Origin of the sequence: Candidatus Vicinibacter affinis (genome assembly GCA_016714365.1) — a bacterium.
GTDB classification, from domain to species: domain Bacteria; phylum Bacteroidota; class Bacteroidia; order Chitinophagales; family Saprospiraceae; genus Vicinibacter; species Vicinibacter affinis.
The window spans coordinates 1,645,316-1,665,496 of sequence record JADJNH010000005.1 but is presented as its reverse complement, the minus strand read 5'-3'; the positions used below and the strand labels follow the sequence as shown (position 1 = coordinate 1,665,496).

At 37.3% G+C, this 20,181-nt stretch carries 12 protein-coding genes; 10 read left to right on the top strand and 2 right to left on the bottom strand.

Annotated elements, in window-relative coordinates; all coding sequences use genetic code 11:
- Nucleotides 1–271 precede the first annotated feature (271 nt).
- The 9 genes from IPJ53_06600 to IPJ53_06560 all read left to right on the top strand — a co-directional run bounded on the left by IPJ53_06600 (nt 272) and on the right by IPJ53_06560 (nt 11,574).
- Nucleotides 272–1,225, top strand: a complete 954-nt coding sequence (locus IPJ53_06600) for a magnesium transporter CorA family protein (protein ID MBK7798761.1) — start codon at nt 272–274, stop codon at nt 1,223–1,225.
- A gap of 428 nt (nt 1,226–1,653) precedes the next feature.
- Entirely contained in the window at nt 1,654–2,631 is a 978-nt protein-coding gene (locus IPJ53_06595) for a ribonucleotide-diphosphate reductase subunit beta (GenBank protein ID MBK7798760.1), read from the top strand.
- Nucleotides 2,632–2,685: 54 nt separating this feature from the next.
- Entirely contained in the window at nt 2,686–5,145 is a 2,460-nt protein-coding gene (locus tag IPJ53_06590; protein ID MBK7798759.1) for a ribonucleoside-diphosphate reductase subunit alpha, read from the top strand.
- A 198-nt stretch (nt 5,146–5,343) separates the two neighbouring features.
- Nucleotides 5,344–5,775 (top strand): Rrf2 family transcriptional regulator, encoded by a 432-nt coding sequence (locus tag IPJ53_06585; protein ID MBK7798758.1) that lies wholly within the window; start codon nt 5,344–5,346, stop codon nt 5,773–5,775.
- Nucleotides 5,776–5,937: 162 nt separating this feature from the next.
- On the top strand, nt 5,938–8,034 hold the full coding sequence (locus IPJ53_06580; GenBank protein ID MBK7798757.1) for a ribonucleoside triphosphate reductase: 2,097 nt from the start codon (nt 5,938–5,940) through the stop codon (nt 8,032–8,034).
- Nucleotides 8,035–8,045: 11 nt separating this feature from the next.
- The gene (locus tag IPJ53_06575; GenBank protein MBK7798756.1) at nt 8,046–8,216 is read left to right on the top strand and encodes a hypothetical protein; all 171 of its coding nucleotides are present in this window, start codon (nt 8,046–8,048) and stop codon (nt 8,214–8,216) included.
- Nucleotides 8,209–8,886 carry an anaerobic ribonucleoside-triphosphate reductase activating protein gene (locus tag IPJ53_06570; GenBank protein MBK7798755.1) on the top strand — a complete coding sequence of 226 codons (678 nt, stop codon included), beginning with the start codon at nt 8,209–8,211 and terminating at the stop codon, nt 8,884–8,886. Before IPJ53_06575 ends, IPJ53_06570 begins: the two co-directional genes overlap by 8 nt.
- Nucleotides 8,887–8,943: 57 nt before the next feature.
- On the top strand, nt 8,944–10,332 hold the full coding sequence (locus tag IPJ53_06565; protein ID MBK7798754.1) for a vanadium-dependent haloperoxidase: 1,389 nt from the start codon (nt 8,944–8,946) through the stop codon (nt 10,330–10,332).
- Between the two features lie 810 nt (nt 10,333–11,142).
- Entirely contained in the window at nt 11,143–11,574 is a 432-nt protein-coding gene (locus IPJ53_06560; protein ID MBK7798753.1) for an Rrf2 family transcriptional regulator, read from the top strand.
- A gap of 60 nt (nt 11,575–11,634) precedes the next feature.
- On the opposite strand, the gene IPJ53_06555 is transcribed toward IPJ53_06560, so the two are convergent.
- Nucleotides 11,635–14,016, bottom strand: coding sequence for a cbb3-type cytochrome c oxidase subunit I (locus IPJ53_06555; GenBank protein ID MBK7798752.1), 2,382 nt, complete (start codon nt 14,014–14,016; stop codon nt 11,635–11,637).
- 838 nt (nt 14,017–14,854) lie between these two features.
- Between IPJ53_06555 and IPJ53_06550 the strand changes: the two genes are divergently transcribed.
- Nucleotides 14,855–17,695, top strand: coding sequence for a leucine--tRNA ligase (locus tag IPJ53_06550; GenBank protein MBK7798751.1), 2,841 nt, complete (start codon nt 14,855–14,857; stop codon nt 17,693–17,695).
- Nucleotides 17,696–17,797: 102 nt separating this feature from the next.
- On the opposite strand, the gene IPJ53_06545 is transcribed toward IPJ53_06550, so the two are convergent.
- The gene (locus IPJ53_06545; GenBank protein MBK7798750.1) at nt 17,798–20,164 is read right to left on the bottom strand and encodes a TonB-dependent receptor; all 2,367 of its coding nucleotides are present in this window, start codon (nt 20,162–20,164) and stop codon (nt 17,798–17,800) included.
- Between the last annotated feature and the right edge of the window lie 17 nt (nt 20,165–20,181).

Sequence of the window (20,181 nt, the reverse complement as noted above, 5' to 3'; positions counted from 1 at the left end):
TGGCTAAAATCCCATAAAATGGGAAAAGACATAAGATTATTATAGTATTGAAAAAGACCCTGCTTAACGAAGCGGGGTCTTTTTCTTTTATGCAGATTTCTTTTACAGGGTTATTGCCAAACAAAGTGGCAGACCCGGACTTGCTTGGAGGTAAAATTAAGTTTGCTCCAGGGTCATTTAAGCTAGATTAATTGGCTTGGTTTTTGTAACTTTGCCATAGCAGCTAATGCCATTATTATTATGATTCAATTACTTTCAGAAAACACAAAAGATGATCCGTTACTTTGGCATAAGCGATGGAGTTTTCCAGGAATTGGATTTGCTGAAAGAAGCCTCCTGGGTTAACCTTTCTCCACCTTATCAGGATGGAGAACTGGAGCAGTTGGCAACAACACTCAAGATTTCAACAGACTTTCTTACCGACCCACTGGATATTGAAGAACGTGCTCGCTATGAGAAATACGACGAAGCGCGAAGTATTATTTTTCATACACCAGTGGTCAATGAAACTGAGAAGGAAAACGATCCTATTTTCATTACCATACCTGTCGGCATTATCCTTTGTCAGGGTAAAATTATTACCGTATCAGCCTGGGACAATCCCGTTTTAGAGAAATTCTGCCATTTCAAGATTAAAGGATTTGATCCCAGAAATGAACGTTTATTCATTCTTCAGTTATTCGAGCAAACAGTTTTACTTTTCCTGGACTATCTCAAGAAATTAAATCTGCGAAGAAGCCTTATTGAAGAGGAATTATACCACTCCAGCCGAAGTGGGGAGTTAAAAAGTCTTTTGAGAATTGAAAAAAGTTTGGTTTATTTTGTCAACTCCCTGAATGCCAATGAACTGCTTAAAATTAAAATGAGAAGGACTGATTTCCTTGGCATTAAAGACAATGAAGACCTTTTAGATTTGTTTGAAGATATCATTGTAGACAACAATCAGGCGCGGGAGGTGGCACAACTTTATACCAATATCCTCAATGGTACTATGGAGGCATATGCATCTATTATATCCAACAATCTCAACAAATTTGTAAACAGACTTACAGTCATAACCATCATATTGATGGTGCCTACCTTGGTGGCAAGTTTTTTCGGAATGAACGTCCACCTACCTTTTTGGTTAGGGGACTCTGCCTACTCCTTTTACATCATCCTTTTTCTTTCCATCAGCTTCAGCTTAGGTCTTGCCTGGTTTTTTAAAGTCAAAGATGTTTTATAAGGTGAAACCGCACCAAAAGAGAAAAATTCACAATTTATATATTTTTTTTAACACATATCTAATTTACAGGGATTTGTATTTTTATACATAATGACCATTGCAAATGTGTTTTCCACAATTCTCATTTTTTTATTTTTTATAATTCACTAAACCTCTTCATCTTATTAAAGTTTTCCACAATATGTGGAAAAGTAATCGGGCATTTAGTACGGCATCAGATTATCTTTGACTCAAGATATAATAATAAATGTTAATATGTTTTTTTTAAGTTGATTTAAAGAAATTTAGCCTTCTAAATTCTAAAAATCAAAGTCTAACAAATATTAAAAAAAAATATATCTAATTTATTAATATATATTCAGGAGAGATTCGATAATTTTGAGCCCTCTTTTGAGAAAACAGTAAGAACCACATCAATTTCAGATCAAATGAACAACCATATAGAACCGCTACTCAAAGAAAATCCCAACCGATTTGTACTTTTCCCAATTGAACACGATGATATATGGAAATTTTACAAAAATGCAGAGGCCTGCTTTTGGACTCCGGAAGAGATTGACCTTCAGGCGGATCTTACAGATTGGGAAACTAAGCTGAACGACGACGAAAAACATTTCATCAAACATGTACTGGCCTTCTTTGCAGCAAGTGACGGAATCGTCAATGAAAATCTTGCAGAAAATATGGTCCGCACTGTACAATACACCGAGGCAAAATTCTTCTACGGGTTTCAGATCATGATGGAAAACATCCATTCTGAAACATATTCTCTTCTAATTGATACATACATTAAAGACAATAAAGAAAAAGATTTCCTCTTTCATGCCATTGACAATTTGGATTGTGTTCGCAAAAAAGCCGATTGGGCACTCCGATGGATCAGCCAGGGAAATTTTGTAGAACAATTAGTAGCCTTCGCCGCTGTTGAAGGTATCTTCTTCAGTGGATCATTCTGTTCAATTTTCTGGCTTAAAAAGAGAGGTTTAATGCCCGGTTTAAGCTTTTCCAATGAACTGATTTCCCGGGATGAAGGCATGCATTGTGATTTTGCTTGTCTTCTTTACAACCAACACATTGAAAATAAACTTCCTAAAGAGACCATCCGCACCATCATCACAGAAGCGGTGGAAATCGAAAAAATATTTGTAACCGATTCTATCCCTGTAGCACTCATCGGAATGAATGCTGAACTCATGTGCGAATACATTGAGTTTGTTGCAGACAGGCTACTGGTTTCATTAGGAAATGAAAAAGTATACTTTAAAGACAATCCATTCGCATGGATGGATTTAATTTCCATGCAAGGTAAAACCAATTTCTTTGAAAAGAGGGTGGGTGATTATCAAAAAGCCGGGGTAACCGCCGGGCACGAAAAAAAGGTATTCACCATTGACGAAGAGTTCTAAACGAATTTTTCACAGTAAAAACCTATTCTTTAACCTTTTCAACTCAAGCTCACTATGCAAGTAATTAAACGCAATGGCAAACGCGAAGACGTAAGTTTCGATAAGATCACCGCAAGAATTAAAAAACTATGTTACGGTCTTGATGCAAATTTTGTAGACGCCATTGAGATCTCCAAAAAAGTCATCCTCGGATTGTTCAATGGTGTAAGCACTTCCGAACTGGATAATCTCGCAGCCGAAACAGCTGCTTCTTTTGCTGCTGTGCATCCGGACTATGCCCTACTGGCCGCACGCATTGCCATCTCTAACCTACACAAGAACACCAACAAGTCCTTCTCGGAAACCATGGAGGCCTTGTACAATTATGTTGATCCAAATACCAACCAAAAAGCAGGTCTCATCAGTGATGAAACCATAGAGGTCATTCGCCAAAATGCCGATAAATTAGATTCTGCGATTATCTACGACCGTGACTACAGTTTTGATTATTTCGGGTTTAAAACACTCGAAAGATCATATCTCTTGCGCACGAATAAAAAAGTCGTAGAACGACCACAACATTTGCTCATGAGAGCTTCCATAGGAATTCATGGCCTGGCTGTCGACAAGGCCATTGAAACCTATAACCTGATGTCTGAAAAGTGGTTTGTGCATGCCACACCTACCCTTTTCAATGCAGGAACCCCAAAACCCCAACTTTCTTCTTGCTTTCTGCTGAGCATGACAGACGATTCCATAACAGGCATCTTCGAAACGCTTAGCCGATGTGCAAAAATCTCTCAATCTGCCGGAGGGATAGGAATTAGCATCCACAATGTACGAGCCAAAGGAAGCTACATCAAAGGCACAGGAGGAACTTCCAATGGAATCATCCCAATGTTAAAAGTTTTCAACGACACTGCACGATACGTGGATCAGGGCGGTGGTAAAAGAAAAGGCGCGTTTGCTGTATATCTTGAACCATGGCACGCAGACATTGAAGATTTCCTTGAATTAAAAAAGAACCATGGTAAAGAAGAACTCCGAGCCCGTGACCTCTTCTATGCCATGTGGATTCCTGATCTTTTCATGGAAAGAGTAAAAGAAGACAAGGAATGGTCTCTCTTCTGTCCAAATGAAGCGCCTGGTTTGTATGATACCTATGGAGGTGAGTTCGAAGCGCTTTATCATAAATATGAAAATGAAGGCCGCGCAAGGAAAGTCATCCGTGCTCAGGAACTTTGGTTCAACATACTTGAATCTCAAATTGAAACCGGAACACCTTACATCCTGTTTAAGGATGCCGCAAATAAAAAATCCAACCAAAAAAATCTGGGGACCATCAGATCCTCGAATCTTTGTACCGAAATCATTGAATATACTGCACCCGATGAAGTAGCGGTATGCAATCTTGCCTCCATCTCCCTTCCTAAGTTCATACAAAACAAAACTTTTGACTTTAAAAAGTTGGAAGAGGTTACCAGAGTCATCACCAGGAATCTTAATAGAATTATCGACATCAATTATTACCCCATTCCAGAAGCTCAAAACTCCAACTTCAGACATCGTCCAATTGGGATTGGCGTCCAGGGTCTTGCCGATGCCTTCATTCTGATGAGGTTTCCATTTGATTCAGATGGCGCTAAAAAGTTGAATAAACAAATTTTCGAAACCATCTATTATGCTGCTGTAAGCGAATCTTGCGAACTGGCAAAAGTGGATGGACCGTATCAGACATTTAAAGGTAGCCCGATTTCACAAGGCATCTTCCAATTTGACATGTGGGACGTAAACCCAACGCAGGAAAGATATGATTGGAATGGACTTAAAGCAGAGGTGATGAAACATGGTGTGCGAAATAGCCTTCTGCTCGCTCCTATGCCTACGGCCTCCACTTCACAAATTTTAGGAAATAACGAATGTTTTGAACCTTACACTTCCAACTTTTATACCAGACGTACTTTGAGTGGTGAATATATGGTGGTCAACAAACATCTACTTGAAGACCTTATCAAAATGGGACTTTGGAATTCAGAAATGAAAGAAACGCTGATGGCACATAATGGCTCCATTCAAAGAATTCCCGGAATTCCAGCGGAAATGAAAGAGCTTTATAAAACCGCTTGGGAAATAAGTCAAAGAGCAATTATTGACATGAGCGCAGACCGAGGAGCCTACATTTGCCAAAGTCAAAGTTTAAATCTGTTCCTCGAAAATGCTACCTTCGGAAAACTCTCTTCCATGCATTTTCACGCATGGCAGCAAGGATTAAAGACCGGTATGTACTACCTAAGGACCAAAGCAGCCGTAGACCCAATAAAATTTACCTTAGGCGAAAAACATCAGAGAAAATTTGTAGATGACGTAGTAGAAGAAGTCGTCACACTGGAAGAAACATCGGTCTCTGTATCTTCATCATACAATAAAGAAATCGTGGGATCCCTCATGGATTCTGTCAAGAGCATCAGCCAGGACGACATCGTGGAAGGACAAATCTGCACCATGGAAGACGGTTGTCTGCAATGCGGCAGTTAAGATAGTATCTAATCAAAATCATGAACCCCGGGGACTTTTAAATAAGATCTCGGGGTTTTTCTTTTTGCTCACTCCTGAATAACATCCTTTGCCAACAATTATTTTTAAAAAATGAAATAAAGAATTTCATTTTATTTTGAAAATATAAAAATAACTCTATATTTGAGACTTAATTATCTTAATTAAAAATAATACCTATTGAAAGTTCTTTCCAAAGCAACGATTTACAGCCTTAGGGCCCTCATATACATGGCCGGTAAAGAGTCAAAAGACACACCCGTAACCATTGGAGAAATTTCTGAGAATCTGGATATTTCATTCCATTTTCTGACCAAGTCTTTCCAGTTGCTGACTCAGAAAGGTATATTAGAATCCCTTAGAGGACCTTCCGGAGGAATTTTCTTAAATAAACCTGTGAATAAAGTATTCCTGATCGATGTCATAAACATTTTGGAGGGGGAAGATTTCTTTGATACTTGCATGCTGGGTCTGCCGGGGTGTGGAGAACGGGAACCCTGCCCTGTGCATATGTTTTGGAAAGATGTCAGGGGTAAAATGAAGATGGAATTTCAAAAAACAACTTTGGCTCACCTTGCGGAAAAAGTGCAGACAGGAAAAATGAGAATCTAGATAAAACCTTTTTTTGATGCTATTTAAGACTTTATTATCTTATTTAAAAAATGAACACGATACTGATGCGTGCGATGTTTTTCCACAAATGTTGAAAAGGCTCACCGCACAAAAAAAGAGTGGAAATAAAATATTCAATTTTTTATATAAAAATTAATCAGGATGTCTTCTTGGGTGATTAAAAGAAACGGACAGTACCAGCCTTTTGAGTTCTTCAAAATTGAAGATGCCATCTGCAAAGCATTTGATTCTTCTTCTGTAAAGTTGGAGAAAAACATACTTTCCCGAATTGCCCATAAATTGAAAGACAAGGAAGTTTGGGCCGTTGAAGAAATTCAGGATCTAATTGAGGAAAGTTTGCATCAGGCCGGACAATTCAAGGTGATGAAAGCATTTATGCTTTACCGCCATACCAGAAAAATGCAGCGTGAACACATCCACGGATTAAATGAAGATACGACCTATATAGATTGCAGTCTTTCCGTGAATGAATACATTGACAAATCTGACTGGAGAATCAATGCAAATGCGAACACCTCTTATTCCAGTGCAGGCTTGATCAACAACGTGGCAGGTAAAGTGATCGCGAACTATTGGCTGGACAGCGTATATTCCAAAGAGGAAGGATATGCCCACCGAAATGCGGACATTCATATACATGATCTTGATTGCCTGACAGGTTATTGTGCAGGATGGAGTTTGCGCATGCTGCTCAACGAGGGATTTAACGGTGTTCGTGGCAGGGTAGCCAGTAAGCCACCTTCTCATCTTAGAGAGGCCTTGGGACAAATGGCTAATTTTCTAGGGATTCTACAAAGTGAATGGGCAGGGGCACAAGCATTTAGCTCCTTCGATACCTATCTGGCACCTTATGTTTTCAAAGATGGGTTAACCTATGATGAGATCCTCAAAGCCATCAGAAGTTTTGTATACAACCTTAATGTCCCGGCAAGATGGGGGCAATCCCCATTCACAAATGTAACTCTTGACTGGGTGGTTCCTGAAGACCTCAAAGGGCAAATTCCTACCAAAAACGATGTTCATCTTTTCAGATCTATGAATCATCCTGATTTTCTTCAAAGAGTCAAGGAACGAGGAGTCAATCATCCGGAAGACATGTCCTACAAACATTTCCAACCTGAAATGGAATTGATCAACAAGGCATTCTATACCATTCTCACAGAGGGTGATGCAAATGGTCAGCCGTTTACTTTTCCAATTCCAACTGTGAATATTACAGAGGCTTTTGACTGGAATGGACCCAACACCGATGTATTGTTCGAAAATACTGCTAAAATAGGTTCATCCTATTTTCAAAACTTTATTGGTAGCCAATACATGTATGATGAAAACGGAAATAAAATAGAGAACCCGTATGCATACAAACCCAATGCGATCAGAAGCATGTGCTGCAGGTTGCAACTGGATTTAAGAGAATTATTAAAAAGAGGCAATGGACTTTTTGGGAGTGCCGAATTAACAGGAAGCATTGGCGTAGTAACCATTAACATGGCACGCCTGGGATATCTGTATAAAGAAAATGAAGCTGAATTAATGAACCAACTTGACAAATTGTTACAGATAGCGAAATCAAGTCTGGAAAAAAAGCGAGGATTTATTTCAGATCTGTTTGCCCGAGGTTTATACCCATATTCTAAAAGATACCTGAAAGGATTTCAAAACCATTTCTCAACTATTGGGGTGAATGGTATGAATGAAATGATCAGAAATTTTTCAAATGATCAAATGAACATTGCGGATGAAAATGGAAAAGACTTCGCGTTAAGAATATTGGAATTGATCAGAAATAAAATCACAAATTTTCAACAGGAAACAGGAAACCTTTATAATCTGGAAGCAACACCTGCAGAAGGAACCACGTACAGATTTGCAAAAGAAGATTTAAAAAGATTCCCTGACATCATCCAGGCAGGAAATGAAAAAAATATTTACTATACCAATAGTTCTCAGCTGCCGGCAAATTATACAGATGATCCTTTTGAAGCATTGTATCAACAAGACGAACTCCAAACCAAATACACAGGAGGCACTGTACTGCATCTTTACATGAGCGAAAAAATTAGTTCGCCTGAAGCATGTAAAAAACTTATCAAACGCACCATTTCACAATTTAGACTCCCGTATGTAACCATTACACCTGTCTTCAGTGTCTGCGAAAAACATGGATATCTAAATGGCGAGCACGAATATTGTCCCAAATGCGATGCGGATATTCTAATGGAAATAAAAAACAATTAAACTTTTATATCATGTTACCAGAACCGGAAATTTCAATTCTTGAAGCAAATCAAATGAGAAGAACCAAATGCCTTGTATTCACTAGAGTCATGGGGTATTTGAGACCTGTAGAAAGTTTCAACCTTGGCAAAAAGGGAGAACATAAAGAAAGAATTTATTTTGTCGAAAACACGAATGAATAAACCAATTTATCATATTACCCCTTTCAGTATGTTGGATTTTCCTGACATGCTTTCATGCATCATTTGGTTTGCAGGATGCAACATGAACTGTGGTTATTGTTACAATGTGGATGTGGTCAGGGGTAAAGGAAAGATAGATTTTAATGAAGCTCTTGATTTTCTTAAATCCAGAAACAATCTGTTGGATGGAGTAGTATTAAGTGGTGGAGAGTGTCTGATGCATCATAATTTAGAAAATTTTATTCAGGAAATAAAAGTATTAGGACTTAAGATCAAAGTGGATACCAATGGATCACAGCCAAAGCATTTAGAAAAATTACTTCAAAAAAATCTACTTGACTACGTTGCCATCGACTTCAAAGCTCCTGCAGATTTATTTTTAAAAGTGACCTCCATTAATAAGTTTGATGAATTTGTCCAATGTTTTAAGCTTTTGAAACAAGCAGGAATTCCGTTTGAAGTGAGGACTACTTACCATTCGGATTTATTGGAAATCGATTCAGTTCAGTTAATGGCTTCATTTCTGGAAGAACTAGGTTACTCAGGACCATTTTATATTCAAAATTTTTTCAACAATTGTAAAACATTAGGAAATCTAAGAAACAATTCCACCAAAATTAAAGCAAAAGATATACAGACTAAAAATCTACAGATTGAAATCAGAAATTAAAATAATCAATTAATAAATTCGGAAAAACAATTTTTAAATCATTATAATTATTTCATCATGAAAAATCTAATGCGCATTCTGCTCTTGGTATTTGTCCTGACATTAGGATTAAATACCGGATGTAACAAAACCGAAACCAACAACTCATCGTCGCTCACCTTGCAAAGTTATCCCTCGAGTGTGTACCATGAATGGACAAATATTTTTTTAGAGACAGATCGGTATGCTGCTTTTTACAGACCCGGTCCTGCACCAAGGGCACTTGCTTACATGGCGTTGAGTGCCTATGAAGCTTGCTTGGGTGGGATGCCGGATTATCAATCACTCAGATACAGACTTGTCATCAGCGGGTTACCGGAAATAAAAAAAGATTTGTATTGGCCGGAAGTAATTAATGCATCTTATGGCTATCTCATGCAGAAATTTTTTGAAAACGTAACTTTTAAAGATAAATCCGGAAACATTCTCAGTACTGTTGAGATTCTAAACAATATTGCCGCTAAAGAGTATGAATTACAGGCAACTTACGATCTTGAAGAAGAGGATGATTTAATCAAACGTTCCAAAGAACATGGAAAAGCAGTAGCTGAAGCAATCTGGATTTATTCTACCACGGATAAGGTAGGACATAACGGACATTTAAATCCATTTCCTAAAGCCGTGAATGCACAAGGCTGTGAGTGGATACCTACTGACCCTCAGGATGCTGACAAAGGATTGTATTCACAATGGGGTGAAGTAAGAAGATTTGGACTATCACGCTCAGATATGGATGCCTTGGTTGCGCCATACGGTTGTGATTCAGATAAAAATTCTTTGATCTACTCTCAGGCTTATGAAACATATGTCCTGACAAATCAAGCCAGAAATAATCCTAAAGGAGAAATGGAACACATTTCAGAATTCTGGTCAGATGACCGTGTTGGTTGGACTTTTAGCCCACCTGCCAGAATGATATCTGTGGCTGATCAAATCGTGGAAAAGGAAAGATTCAATTTGGAAAAAACCTGTGTATTATATGCTCAATTGAGTATGGCATTGAGTGATGCCGCGGTGATCGCCTGGTACAACAAATATAAGTTCAATGTGGAAAGACCCATCACCTACATCAGAAGAGTGATTGATCCTAACTTTACAATACCATGGCTTGGATTTACACCACCGTTTCCAGCTTACCCTTCAGGTCATTCTACCTTCGCCTTTTCAGGTATGGGTATAATTGAGGCTTTTGTTGGTTCCAGCTATCCGTTCACGGATTTCTGTCATCAGAACAGAACAGACTTCCTGGGTACTCCAAGATCTTTCAACTCTTTGCGTGATCTTGCAATAGAAAATGCTTTCAGTAGATTACCGCTTGGCGTACATTACAGAATGGATTTCGACAGTGGAAATTTCTGTGGAATTCTTTGTGCCCGAAAAGTATTGCAACTACCTTGGAAGAAATAAAAATTAAAATCCAATAGGCAACAATTTGTTGTAGTTCTTTATTCTAATTTGTTTAAGAAAGTGACTTGCTTAGGTGAGTCATTTTCTTTTAGTGAATGTAGGGAAAAATATTCGGTCTACCTTTCCAAAAAAAATATTCCTCAATAGATAACTCTATTCATTGGGTTGAAACATCCCATTTAGTATATCTAAGCACTAATTAATTAAATTTTTTTTTGAATAATCTCGATTTTTTATCCTTATTAGTATAAAATAAATTCCAATACCTCATCATATAGTTATCGAATTAGAAATTCAGATCGGCCTTTTTCATTTTAGCTAAAACCGATTTAAAAAGCGTTCAAAACAAAATACTGTTTGAGCTAGCATGCAGACATTCCAATGAATTTATAACAGTAAGGCCATGAGCTATGAATGCGGCCTAAGGCGAGTTTATTTTGTTTAGCTTTTTAAATTAGTTTTAGCGTTAAGAAATGAAAACAGCCTTGATTTTTTTTGGTTCTTTTTTGTATTAAGACAAAAAAGAACAATGATAATAGGATGGAATTTAGGACAACTTTAGTAAAAAACGGGTTCCGTAAAACTGGTTTCTCCTCAAATTTTTGATTTGACCCGCAATTCTTCCCAACAGCGAAAGTTATTAGCCCCCATTCTAAACACGGTCAAACACCAGGTCAATATAATATGCATTTTCAGTTATTTTACCTTGAGATAAAAATTCTATTGATAAAATTGGATTAAATAACCCATACTGAAAATTTAATAATAAACAATGTCGATATTTGCCCCGGATCATTATAAAATAGTCTAATGTTTTCAAAAGCCTGTGAATATGCCATTCGTTCTTCCATATACATTGCATCGCAATCTATACTGGGACATCGTGTAAATCTGCAAGAGGTTGCTAAAAAAATAGAATCGCCGGAGGCCTTTACTTCCAAAATTTTGCAAAAATTAGTTAAGGATAAGATTATTAAATCTGTTAAGGGTCCGGGTGGAGGTTTCGAAGTAGAGATAAATCAGATGGCCAAAATAAAACTGATCCGGATTGTTCAAGCTATCGATGGGGATGTACTCAACCGATGCAGCCTTGGATTAGACGAGTGTTCTGATCATCAGCCCTGCCCTTTTCACCACAAGTATAAACCTATAAAAAACAAGTTGTTGGATGTATTCGGAAAAACCAGCCTTCATGATCTGATTAAAGGGTTAAAAAATGGTGAAACCTATTTAAAACTTTAAAAAAAGTGTCACCGACTTTTCTCGATGACACTTTTGAGTGTTTAATTTTTAATGTTTATTCTAAAATACCATTTCTTTTTCCGGAACGGTTTGATATTTTTGAACAGCAACTTGCTGAGGATCCATCTCTTCAATGCTTAAAGCATTCGCCTTTAAGGATTTTACCCTCGAAACAATAAACCAAGTTAATGGAATGACACCCCCACCAAAAAAAACAGTAGCTCCAATCCCCCGTAGCCAGGTCAATGAATTAAAAATACCATAATCTATAAATTCAGATGAACGACCAAACCATAACCCACGCTCTACAACAGCCTTAAACTGGATAGATCCGGCTGGAAAGAGATCCAATACTACCATTAACATCAGTCCAACATTAATGGACCAGAAAGAAAATGTTACCACTTTGGTGTTCCAATTTTTATCCTTGATCAACAATCTCGAAGCAAATAATAGAGCAGCAATAGAAATATTTCCATACACACCCATTAAGGCAGCATGCGCATGGTTGACCGTCAGGTATGTTCCATGTTCGAAATAATTCATGATTGGCAAATTGATGATGATTCCTAAAACGCCGGCACCAAAAAAATTCCAAAAGTTGACCGCAATTAAAAATAAGAACACTTCAGGAAATCCAAAATTCCCTAGTTGCTTATGCTCAACATCACCGACTGCCAACTTTGGCATATTTTTAAATCGCCATGCCTCCACCGTAAGTAAAATAAGTGGTACAAATTGCAAAGTAGAAAATACACTTCCCAAAGCCATGGTGGCAACAGGTTTCGCATTCCAATAAAAGTTATGTGAGATTCCCAGCAATCCGGTTCCTAAAAATAATACCGTAGCAAAATAAACAACACGAATGGCCGCCTGCCTGCTTACTAAACCCATCAACACCATCAGGTAAGAAACAATAACCGTAATGAAAACTTCGAAAAATGCTTCGACCCACATATGTATTACCATCCATCTCCAAAAATCAGCGATCACAAAATTGGTCTCCGGCTTTGCAACAAATCCTGAAAGAAATAAAAGTGGAATTCCAATGACAGAATACAAGATCCAATTTGGCAGATTCCATGGTTGTCCCTTTATAAGAGCCGGCTTAATTCCACGGTACACAACAGTGCCCCACAATATAAATATTCCCATGAGCAACACCTGATATACTTTTCCAAAGTCTACAAATTCCCATCCCTGATGTCCTAACCAATACCACCACTCTCCCATCAATCCCAATGGCCCCAATACCATTCCTGTTAATGAACCGCCTACGAGCAGGAACAACAATACAAATAAGGTATTTACTAAGACCAATTGCCCTTTCACTTCCTTCTTAGACAGTATTGGTAAAATAAAAATTGAAGAAGCTATCCAACAAGTTGAAATCCAATAAAGCGATAGCATCAAATGCCAACTCCTCGAAATGGTCACAGGTACATCATCAGAAATATGAATACCTATGTAACTTAACCAATTGATAAAATCATTAATTGTGATGAGTCCACTGGAAACCTGTAGAAAGAAAAGCAGAATGGCCACAAAGAAAAATTTAAAACTGGCCTTTTGAGTGGGTGTTGGAGAAAACCTCGCCACCCTTTCCATTGAAAATAAATCTTTTGTGGATGGTTTAAAAAATTTATTAGGTAACTGATTGTATTGTCCAATAAAATAAAGCACAATTCCGCACATCAAAACAAAGGCCAATAAACCCAAAACGCTCCAAAGTATCACCGGAGACGTAGGGGTGTTCCCTGACCCCGGATCATAGGGCCAATTGTGTGTGTAACTATAAGTGGTTCCAGGTCGCTCCGTAACACATACCCAGGCGCCCCAAAAAAAGAAAGAACTCAAATCCTTTATTTCAACATCATCCGTAATATAATTGGTTGGAGGAAATCCCTTTTCCTTTTTTCCACCTTTATAAATCTCTAAATAATAATTCTGCAATTGTGCATGAGCATAATTTTGAGCCGGAGTAAGCATCACAATATCCTTAGCTTTGTTAAAGCGATTCACTTTAAGTTCCTGCTTGATGCGCTCATTGATTTGTTTCATCATAAATTCATCAGGTGCACTCCCCTTTGCCGCAGTAAATTCTTTAGCATAAAAGTCTGCCATAAAAACCGACATTTTGTGGAGTGCCTCTGCCGTAAAATCTGGACCTCGCTGTGCTCCATCGCCAAAAAAACTTCCGTACTCCATTAATGCATACTTATGAAACACCTCTTGTCCATGCTCAAGAGTCTTCTTATCTATAACAACATTCCCTTTATCGTCACTAAAACCAGACATTGGCGGAGCATCAATGTAGGTCTGATACCCAATCATACCGACACCCAATATGCTGATGATTAAAATAAATGTTAAAGGCCCCCACCAGTTTTTTGTATTCATTATATAACTGATGCTCTTCGAAGAAGTATTTTGATTTTCCATATCAACTAATTAAATTTTATAATAAATAAACTTTGATCCATAACCATATCTGCTTGAATGAGACACGCAGACCCATCCAGGTAAACTGAAAAATAAAAATCTCACTTTAACTTGTAAACGCTCCTCCGAAAAGTTAATTTCGGTATACAAAACACCTCCCGATGTAATAAATAATTACACGCTCAAATAATCTGATATTTTCTATTTATATACTTAGAATAACCAATAATTGTATTTCGGACAAATATATCCGTTATTATTTTGAAGTCCAAATATTTTATGTTTTTTTTTCAAAATTTTAATTACTTTTTAATTAATGTCGGATCTCATAATATGTATCGAATATTTATCAGGCCCCTAATTTTTCAATAAATAACCCAATTAATTTTGATGTGAATTCACGAAAAGAAAAATTAATCTTAGAACAAAAATGCTTTAAAATGGTATTCAAACCAACCTTAAGTTGTCAAGGTGAATATTCATCTGTATCAATTTAATGAAATTATCCTTAAATTTTCTCAACATCATAAGATAAACCGAGATTAGAAAACTTGCCCCTTCTAATAAATCAGCTTGGTCAAATATTTAATTTTACCCTTAACCTGATGTAATTAATTTTTAACACGGTAAGATTCCAGATGGTAACTTTTGAATAAATAAATTTTAAATCCTTGCCAGCAATAATGGTAAAGTAACCCAAACATAAATTGTGTTTTCTTATGCATACCATCCTTTGCCCCCTTCATATCCGCTTGAATACTCACTAATTGCCAAATATAAATTAAGTAATCCATGATTTCTTACTCAATTTCCATATTTTTGCTTTAAAATCAGGCAAATGGACTACAATCATAGGGAAGTTGAAAAAAAATGGAAGAAAAATTGGTTAGATAATCAAGTTTACAAAGTAGAAGATAATTTTTCAAAACCTAAGTATTACGTTCTGGACATGTTTCCGTATCCTTCCGGCTCGGGTTTGCATGTAGGTCACCCTTTGGGATATATTGCTTCTGACATTTTTGCCCGGCATAAGAAAATGTCCGGTTTTAATGTACTGCATCCTATGGGTTTTGACGCGTTTGGCTTGCCTGCTGAACAGTATGCAATTCAGACCGGTGTGCACCCAGCCAAATCAACCATGGATAACATACAGCGCTATCGGGATCAACTTTCAAATATTGGTTTGAATTATGACTGGAGCCGGGAAGTAATCACTTGCAATCCTTCTTACTACCGATGGACTCAGTGGATATTTTTAAAATTATTCAAACACTATTTCAACATTTCCATCAAACAAGCAAGGCCTATCGAAGAATTGATTCTACATTTTGAAACAAAGGGGTCTGCCAACTCACTGGCATTTGGTTTGGAAGAGCAAAATTTCAGTGCAGAGGAATGGCATGCTATGTCTGCATTTGAAAAATCCAGGATACTGATGAACTATCGTCTTGCCTATAGAAAGGAAAGTTTTGTGAATTGGTGTGAGGGATTGGGTACCGTACTTGCTAATGATGAAATTAAAGACGGAGTTTCCGAAAGAGGAGGTTTTCCTGTCGAAAAAAAACCAATGACCCAATGGGCATTAAGAATTTCGGCTTATGCAGAAAGATTGTTGAATGATTTGGATACCCTGGACTGGTCAGATGCATTAAAAACCATGCAAAAAAATTGGATTGGAAAATCCACGGGGGCACAGATTTATTTTAAAATTAAAGACAGCGAGCAAAAACTAGAAATATTTACAACCAGACCTGATACCATATTCGGTGTCAGTTTTATGGTCATAGCTCCAGAACATGAACTGGTTAACAAACTTACTACGGCTTCCAATAAAAATCAGGTAGAGGAATACCTTGAATATGTCAATAAAAGATCAGACCGGGAACGTCTTTCAGATATAAAAACGGTAACCGGTGTATTTACAGGATCCTATGCAATTAATCCAATTTCAGGAAAAACTATTCCAATATGGATATCAGAATATGTTTTGATTGAATATGGGACAGGTGCCATCATGGCTGTACCGGGACATGACTTGCGGGACCAGGCATTTGCAACAAAATTCAATCTTCCCATTTTATCGGTAGTTGATCAATCTGCTTTTCCTTCAGCAAGTCCGGAAGATAAATTAGGGAACATGATCAACTCAGATTTGCTGGATGGACTTTTAGTCAAAGACGCAATAGAAAAAATTATCCGAGAAATAGAAAGACTTGAAATCGGAAAAGAAAAAGTGCAATACAGGATGCGTGATGCCAATTTCAGTCGACAGAGATATTGGGGTGAACCCTTTCCTGTTTATTACGACAAAGAAGGAGTTTGTCATCCCATTGATGAATCTGAATTACCGCTCATCCTTCCTCATATTGATCAAATAAATGCAGGCATAGGTGGAAAATCCCCTTTAGCAGCCGCGGAAGATTGGGTTAATTTTTCAGACAACAAGACCAGAGAAACGGATACCATGCCTGGTTATGCGGGATCAAGTTGGTATTTTTTACGATACATGGATCCAACCAACTCCACTGAATTTGCCTCCAAAAATAATATGATCTACTGGCAAGATGTAGATCTTTACATTGGTGGTACGGAACATGCAGTCGGACATCTGATGTATGCTCGCTTTTGGCATAAATTTTTAAATGATCTCGGTTATGTGCCTACTATAGAACCCTTTAAAAAATTAGTTAATCAGGGCATGATCCAGGGAATGATCGAAAGTCTCTGCCTGGTCAAAGAAACCCATCCTCCGCATTTTATATCAACTGAAATAGCTAAAAATTATCTTCCGGAAGAATTAGCCTTTATTCCTGTGCATAAAGATTTCGTAATGAATTATGGCAGTATCGAGGCTCATTTAAATTTGGATGGCATACAAAAGTTTTTGGATTGGAGATCCGATTATTCCAGTGCAATTTTTGAAAACGAAAATTTCAAAGGTTCCTATAAAGAATTGCCCACAGACTTTAGAATAAAAACCAAAACCGAGGTCGGAAAAATGTCCAAACGATATCATAATGTGGTCAATCCAGATGATGTGGTAGAAGAATACGGAGCTGATTGTTTTAGAATGTATGAAATGTTTCTGGGCCCTATTGAGGATTCTAAACCCTGGGATACCAAAGGAATAAGTGGGGTTGCTGGTTTTTTAAAAAAATATTACCAACTATTTTTTGGAGATAAAAATAATTTTAATTTAACAGACGAACTTCCAACAAGTGAAGAACTGAAAATACTACATACCTGTATTAAGAAAGTAAACAATGATGTGCAGGTTCTTTCATTCAATACTTCAGTGAGTGCATTTATGATTTGTGTAAATGAGTTACGTAAATTAAACTGCAATAAAAAAGAAATTTTACTGACATTAAACAAACTCCTTGCACCCTTCGCACCATTTATCACAGAAGAAATTCATTTTGCATCAGGCGGAAACGGTTCAGTTCATCATCAGGAAATGCCTCTTCATGATGAAAAACATCTTACTTCTGAAGAAATAAATTATCCGGTAAGTGTGAATGGTAAGAAACGATGCGAATGGCTTGTCCTAAAAACAAAACCGGATCACGAACTGATGGAAGAGGTTCTCTTGCTGGATGAAATAAAAAAATGGGTTGAAGGTCAGTCAATCAAAAAAATCATAATTGTACCCGGAAGAATGATTAATATTGTTTTATGATTTTAGATAACTATATTCAATATTAAGTTAGTTATTTAATCAGCGACAATTTAAAATTATTCTTCTACTATGTCAATTTTGGTTATAGAGTTCCCTTAAACCTTAACCATTAATTCTCCAGGCCATTCTTGCACTGATGTTCCTTGGAGCCTCCATCAATCCAGGTCTAAAAGTATAGGCTTCGTTAAATGCATTATTTAAATTTATTTGGAGTTCATATTTCTCAAATTGATAGCCTATTCTGAAATCATATATCCGGTATCCATAATTATGCTTTTTTCTAAATTCTTTCACTCCCGGAATAAATACATCCACTTCAAATAACCAATCTACTGCCGCCACATGACTTGCATAGTTGAAATTAAGCCCTGCAAAAAATTTCTTAAACTGATATTCTACATCCCATCTAAATAAATGCTTAGATCGATATTTAAGAACATTTAAAGAAGAAGTAGAGCTTGCTGCATTACGTTGGGCTTGCGTAGCCTTGTCCAAGGTGTTTATGGCAACATCTTTACCAGTAATATCCCACTCCTTAAATTTAGGATCTATATAGGTATATCCACCAGCCACCTGAATTTTATGTAGACCAAAATCGAAAACACCCTGTGCACCGATTTCAAATCCTTTGATGCGTGTATCACCAACATTTTGAGACTGAAATAAAAATCTGAAATCTTTAAAGAGTAAAGAAAATTCCATCATATTTTGATACCTCGAGAGAAATCCTGAAAAGTCAACCATCCCTTTAAATCTACCAATGATTAAACCTTGCTTGACTCCAATTTCGTAAGAATCACCATATTCTGATTTTAGATCAGGATTTGGCGTAACCATAATGCCACCTGCATTTGTAGTGATGTACTTCTCTGCAATCGTTGGAAAGCGAAATCCTTGCCCCCAACTTGCTCGTAAATAAGTTGCAGCCATGAGTCTGTAATTAGCCCCTAACCGAAATACCGGACGCTGATCTACCGATGGATTTTTAATGCTTTTTCCGGAAATTGAATTGGGTCCAGTTAAGCTAAAATACTCATATCTGATTCCGGCACTAAGATTGAGTCTGTCAAATAATTTTTGTTCAAATTGCACATAAGACGCCAAATTAAAACTATTAAAAATTGTATCAGAATAAAGCTTTGCATTGATGTAGGAAGTACTGCCCACGATCCCTGCATTAAAACTTAAGCCCAATGATTTAAATGTTTTTTGAATTTGGTATTCAGAATAAAAATTCTCACTCTTGTTGGACTGGTTATTGTCAACATTATTATTGACATGTAGCCATCTGGTCATGAGTTTATGTTTAAAATTTTTTGAAGTAAAATATTGAACAGATGGATCTAAAGAAAACCGCAATTTCTCTGAATTACTATAGGAAGTAGTGTCACCTGAAAAAGAACCTTCTCCGTTCCAATAAAAAAAACTCGAACTGTTTCCGGTATTTATATTGACTCCCAGGGTGGCAGCTAATTTTTCACTAAAATGATGGGCTATGTTTCCGTTGATTCGAAAATTCTGACTGTTATTGCCTTGATTAAACCCGGTTTTATTCCCATAATACCCACCAAGAACTAAGTCTGTAGATTGGAATCTCTTTCGGTGAACAAATGTGCTGATAAACTCACCTGGTTGGATGTTATTTGATTTTCCCCACCATTGATTTCCGGACTTTGGAGTAAGATATACCCGGGGAATAATGCTGATTCGTGTGAATGGCTCAAGGGATGGTTTTATATTGCGAAAATGAATGATGCCATTCATAGCCGCAGAACCATACAACGCTGAAGCCGCACCCTTGACAATTTCAATTTGCCCTACATTCTCTAAAGGCAAATCATCCCAATTGGGAAACCCGGCATCTGGTTGTAAGATGGGCAAGTCATCCATTATCAACATAACTCTGCTTCCTGCTCCATAGCTATAGCCAGACCCTCCTCGAATATTTGCCTGACCGTCTAAAATTTGAACACCGGGTACTCGATCTAAAACCTGTTGAACGGAAGTGGATGTTAACCTCTCAGGATATTCAGGCTTGATGAGTTCCATCGAAACAGGGGACTCACTGATTGGCCTCTCAAATCTTGAAGAACTAATTACAGCAGTTTGTAGCAAAACATTTTCTTCCTCCATCAATATTTCCAATAATCCTTGGATTTGCTCCAACTGATCAGGCTTTAATTCCAATTGCTTATAACTGAGATAACTAAAATTCAATTGCTTGAGCCCATTGGGATCCATAGTTATTTGAAAATATCCTTTATCATCGGTAACCGTGCCGGCAGACCCTGTCCTGACAATGACTCCCTGGAGTGGGTGATTTGTCCTTTTGTCCTTAACCACTCCTTCCACTTTATCCTGTGCCCTCAAAGGTGAAAAACTAGGTATAAAAGGAAGGATTAGAACCAAAATCGAAAAAATCCTAAAGATTTCCTTTCCACTAATATTGAATATCTGTAACTTGGCCATCAAATTTAAATTGGATT

Coding starts and splice junctions, on each gene's coding strand:
- IPJ53_06600 (MBK7798761.1), top strand. CDS start 272: ATGATCCGTTACTTTGGCATAAGCGATGGAGTTTTCCAGGAATTGGAT.
- IPJ53_06595 (MBK7798760.1), top strand. CDS start 1,654: ATGAACAACCATATAGAACCGCTACTCAAAGAAAATCCCAACCGATTT.
- IPJ53_06590 (MBK7798759.1), top strand. CDS start 2,686: ATGCAAGTAATTAAACGCAATGGCAAACGCGAAGACGTAAGTTTCGAT.
- IPJ53_06580 (MBK7798757.1), top strand. CDS start 5,938: ATGTCTTCTTGGGTGATTAAAAGAAACGGACAGTACCAGCCTTTTGAG.
- IPJ53_06575 (MBK7798756.1), top strand. CDS start 8,046: ATGTTACCAGAACCGGAAATTTCAATTCTTGAAGCAAATCAAATGAGA.
- IPJ53_06570 (MBK7798755.1), top strand. CDS start 8,209: ATGAATAAACCAATTTATCATATTACCCCTTTCAGTATGTTGGATTTT.
- IPJ53_06565 (MBK7798754.1), top strand. CDS start 8,944: ATGAAAAATCTAATGCGCATTCTGCTCTTGGTATTTGTCCTGACATTA.
- IPJ53_06560 (MBK7798753.1), top strand. CDS start 11,143: ATGTTTTCAAAAGCCTGTGAATATGCCATTCGTTCTTCCATATACATT.
- IPJ53_06555 (MBK7798752.1), bottom strand. CDS start 14,016: ATGGAAAATCAAAATACTTCTTCGAAGAGCATCAGTTATATAATGAAT.
- IPJ53_06550 (MBK7798751.1), top strand. CDS start 14,855: ATGGACTACAATCATAGGGAAGTTGAAAAAAAATGGAAGAAAAATTGG.
- IPJ53_06545 (MBK7798750.1), bottom strand. CDS start 20,164: ATGGCCAAGTTACAGATATTCAATATTAGTGGAAAGGAAATCTTTAGG.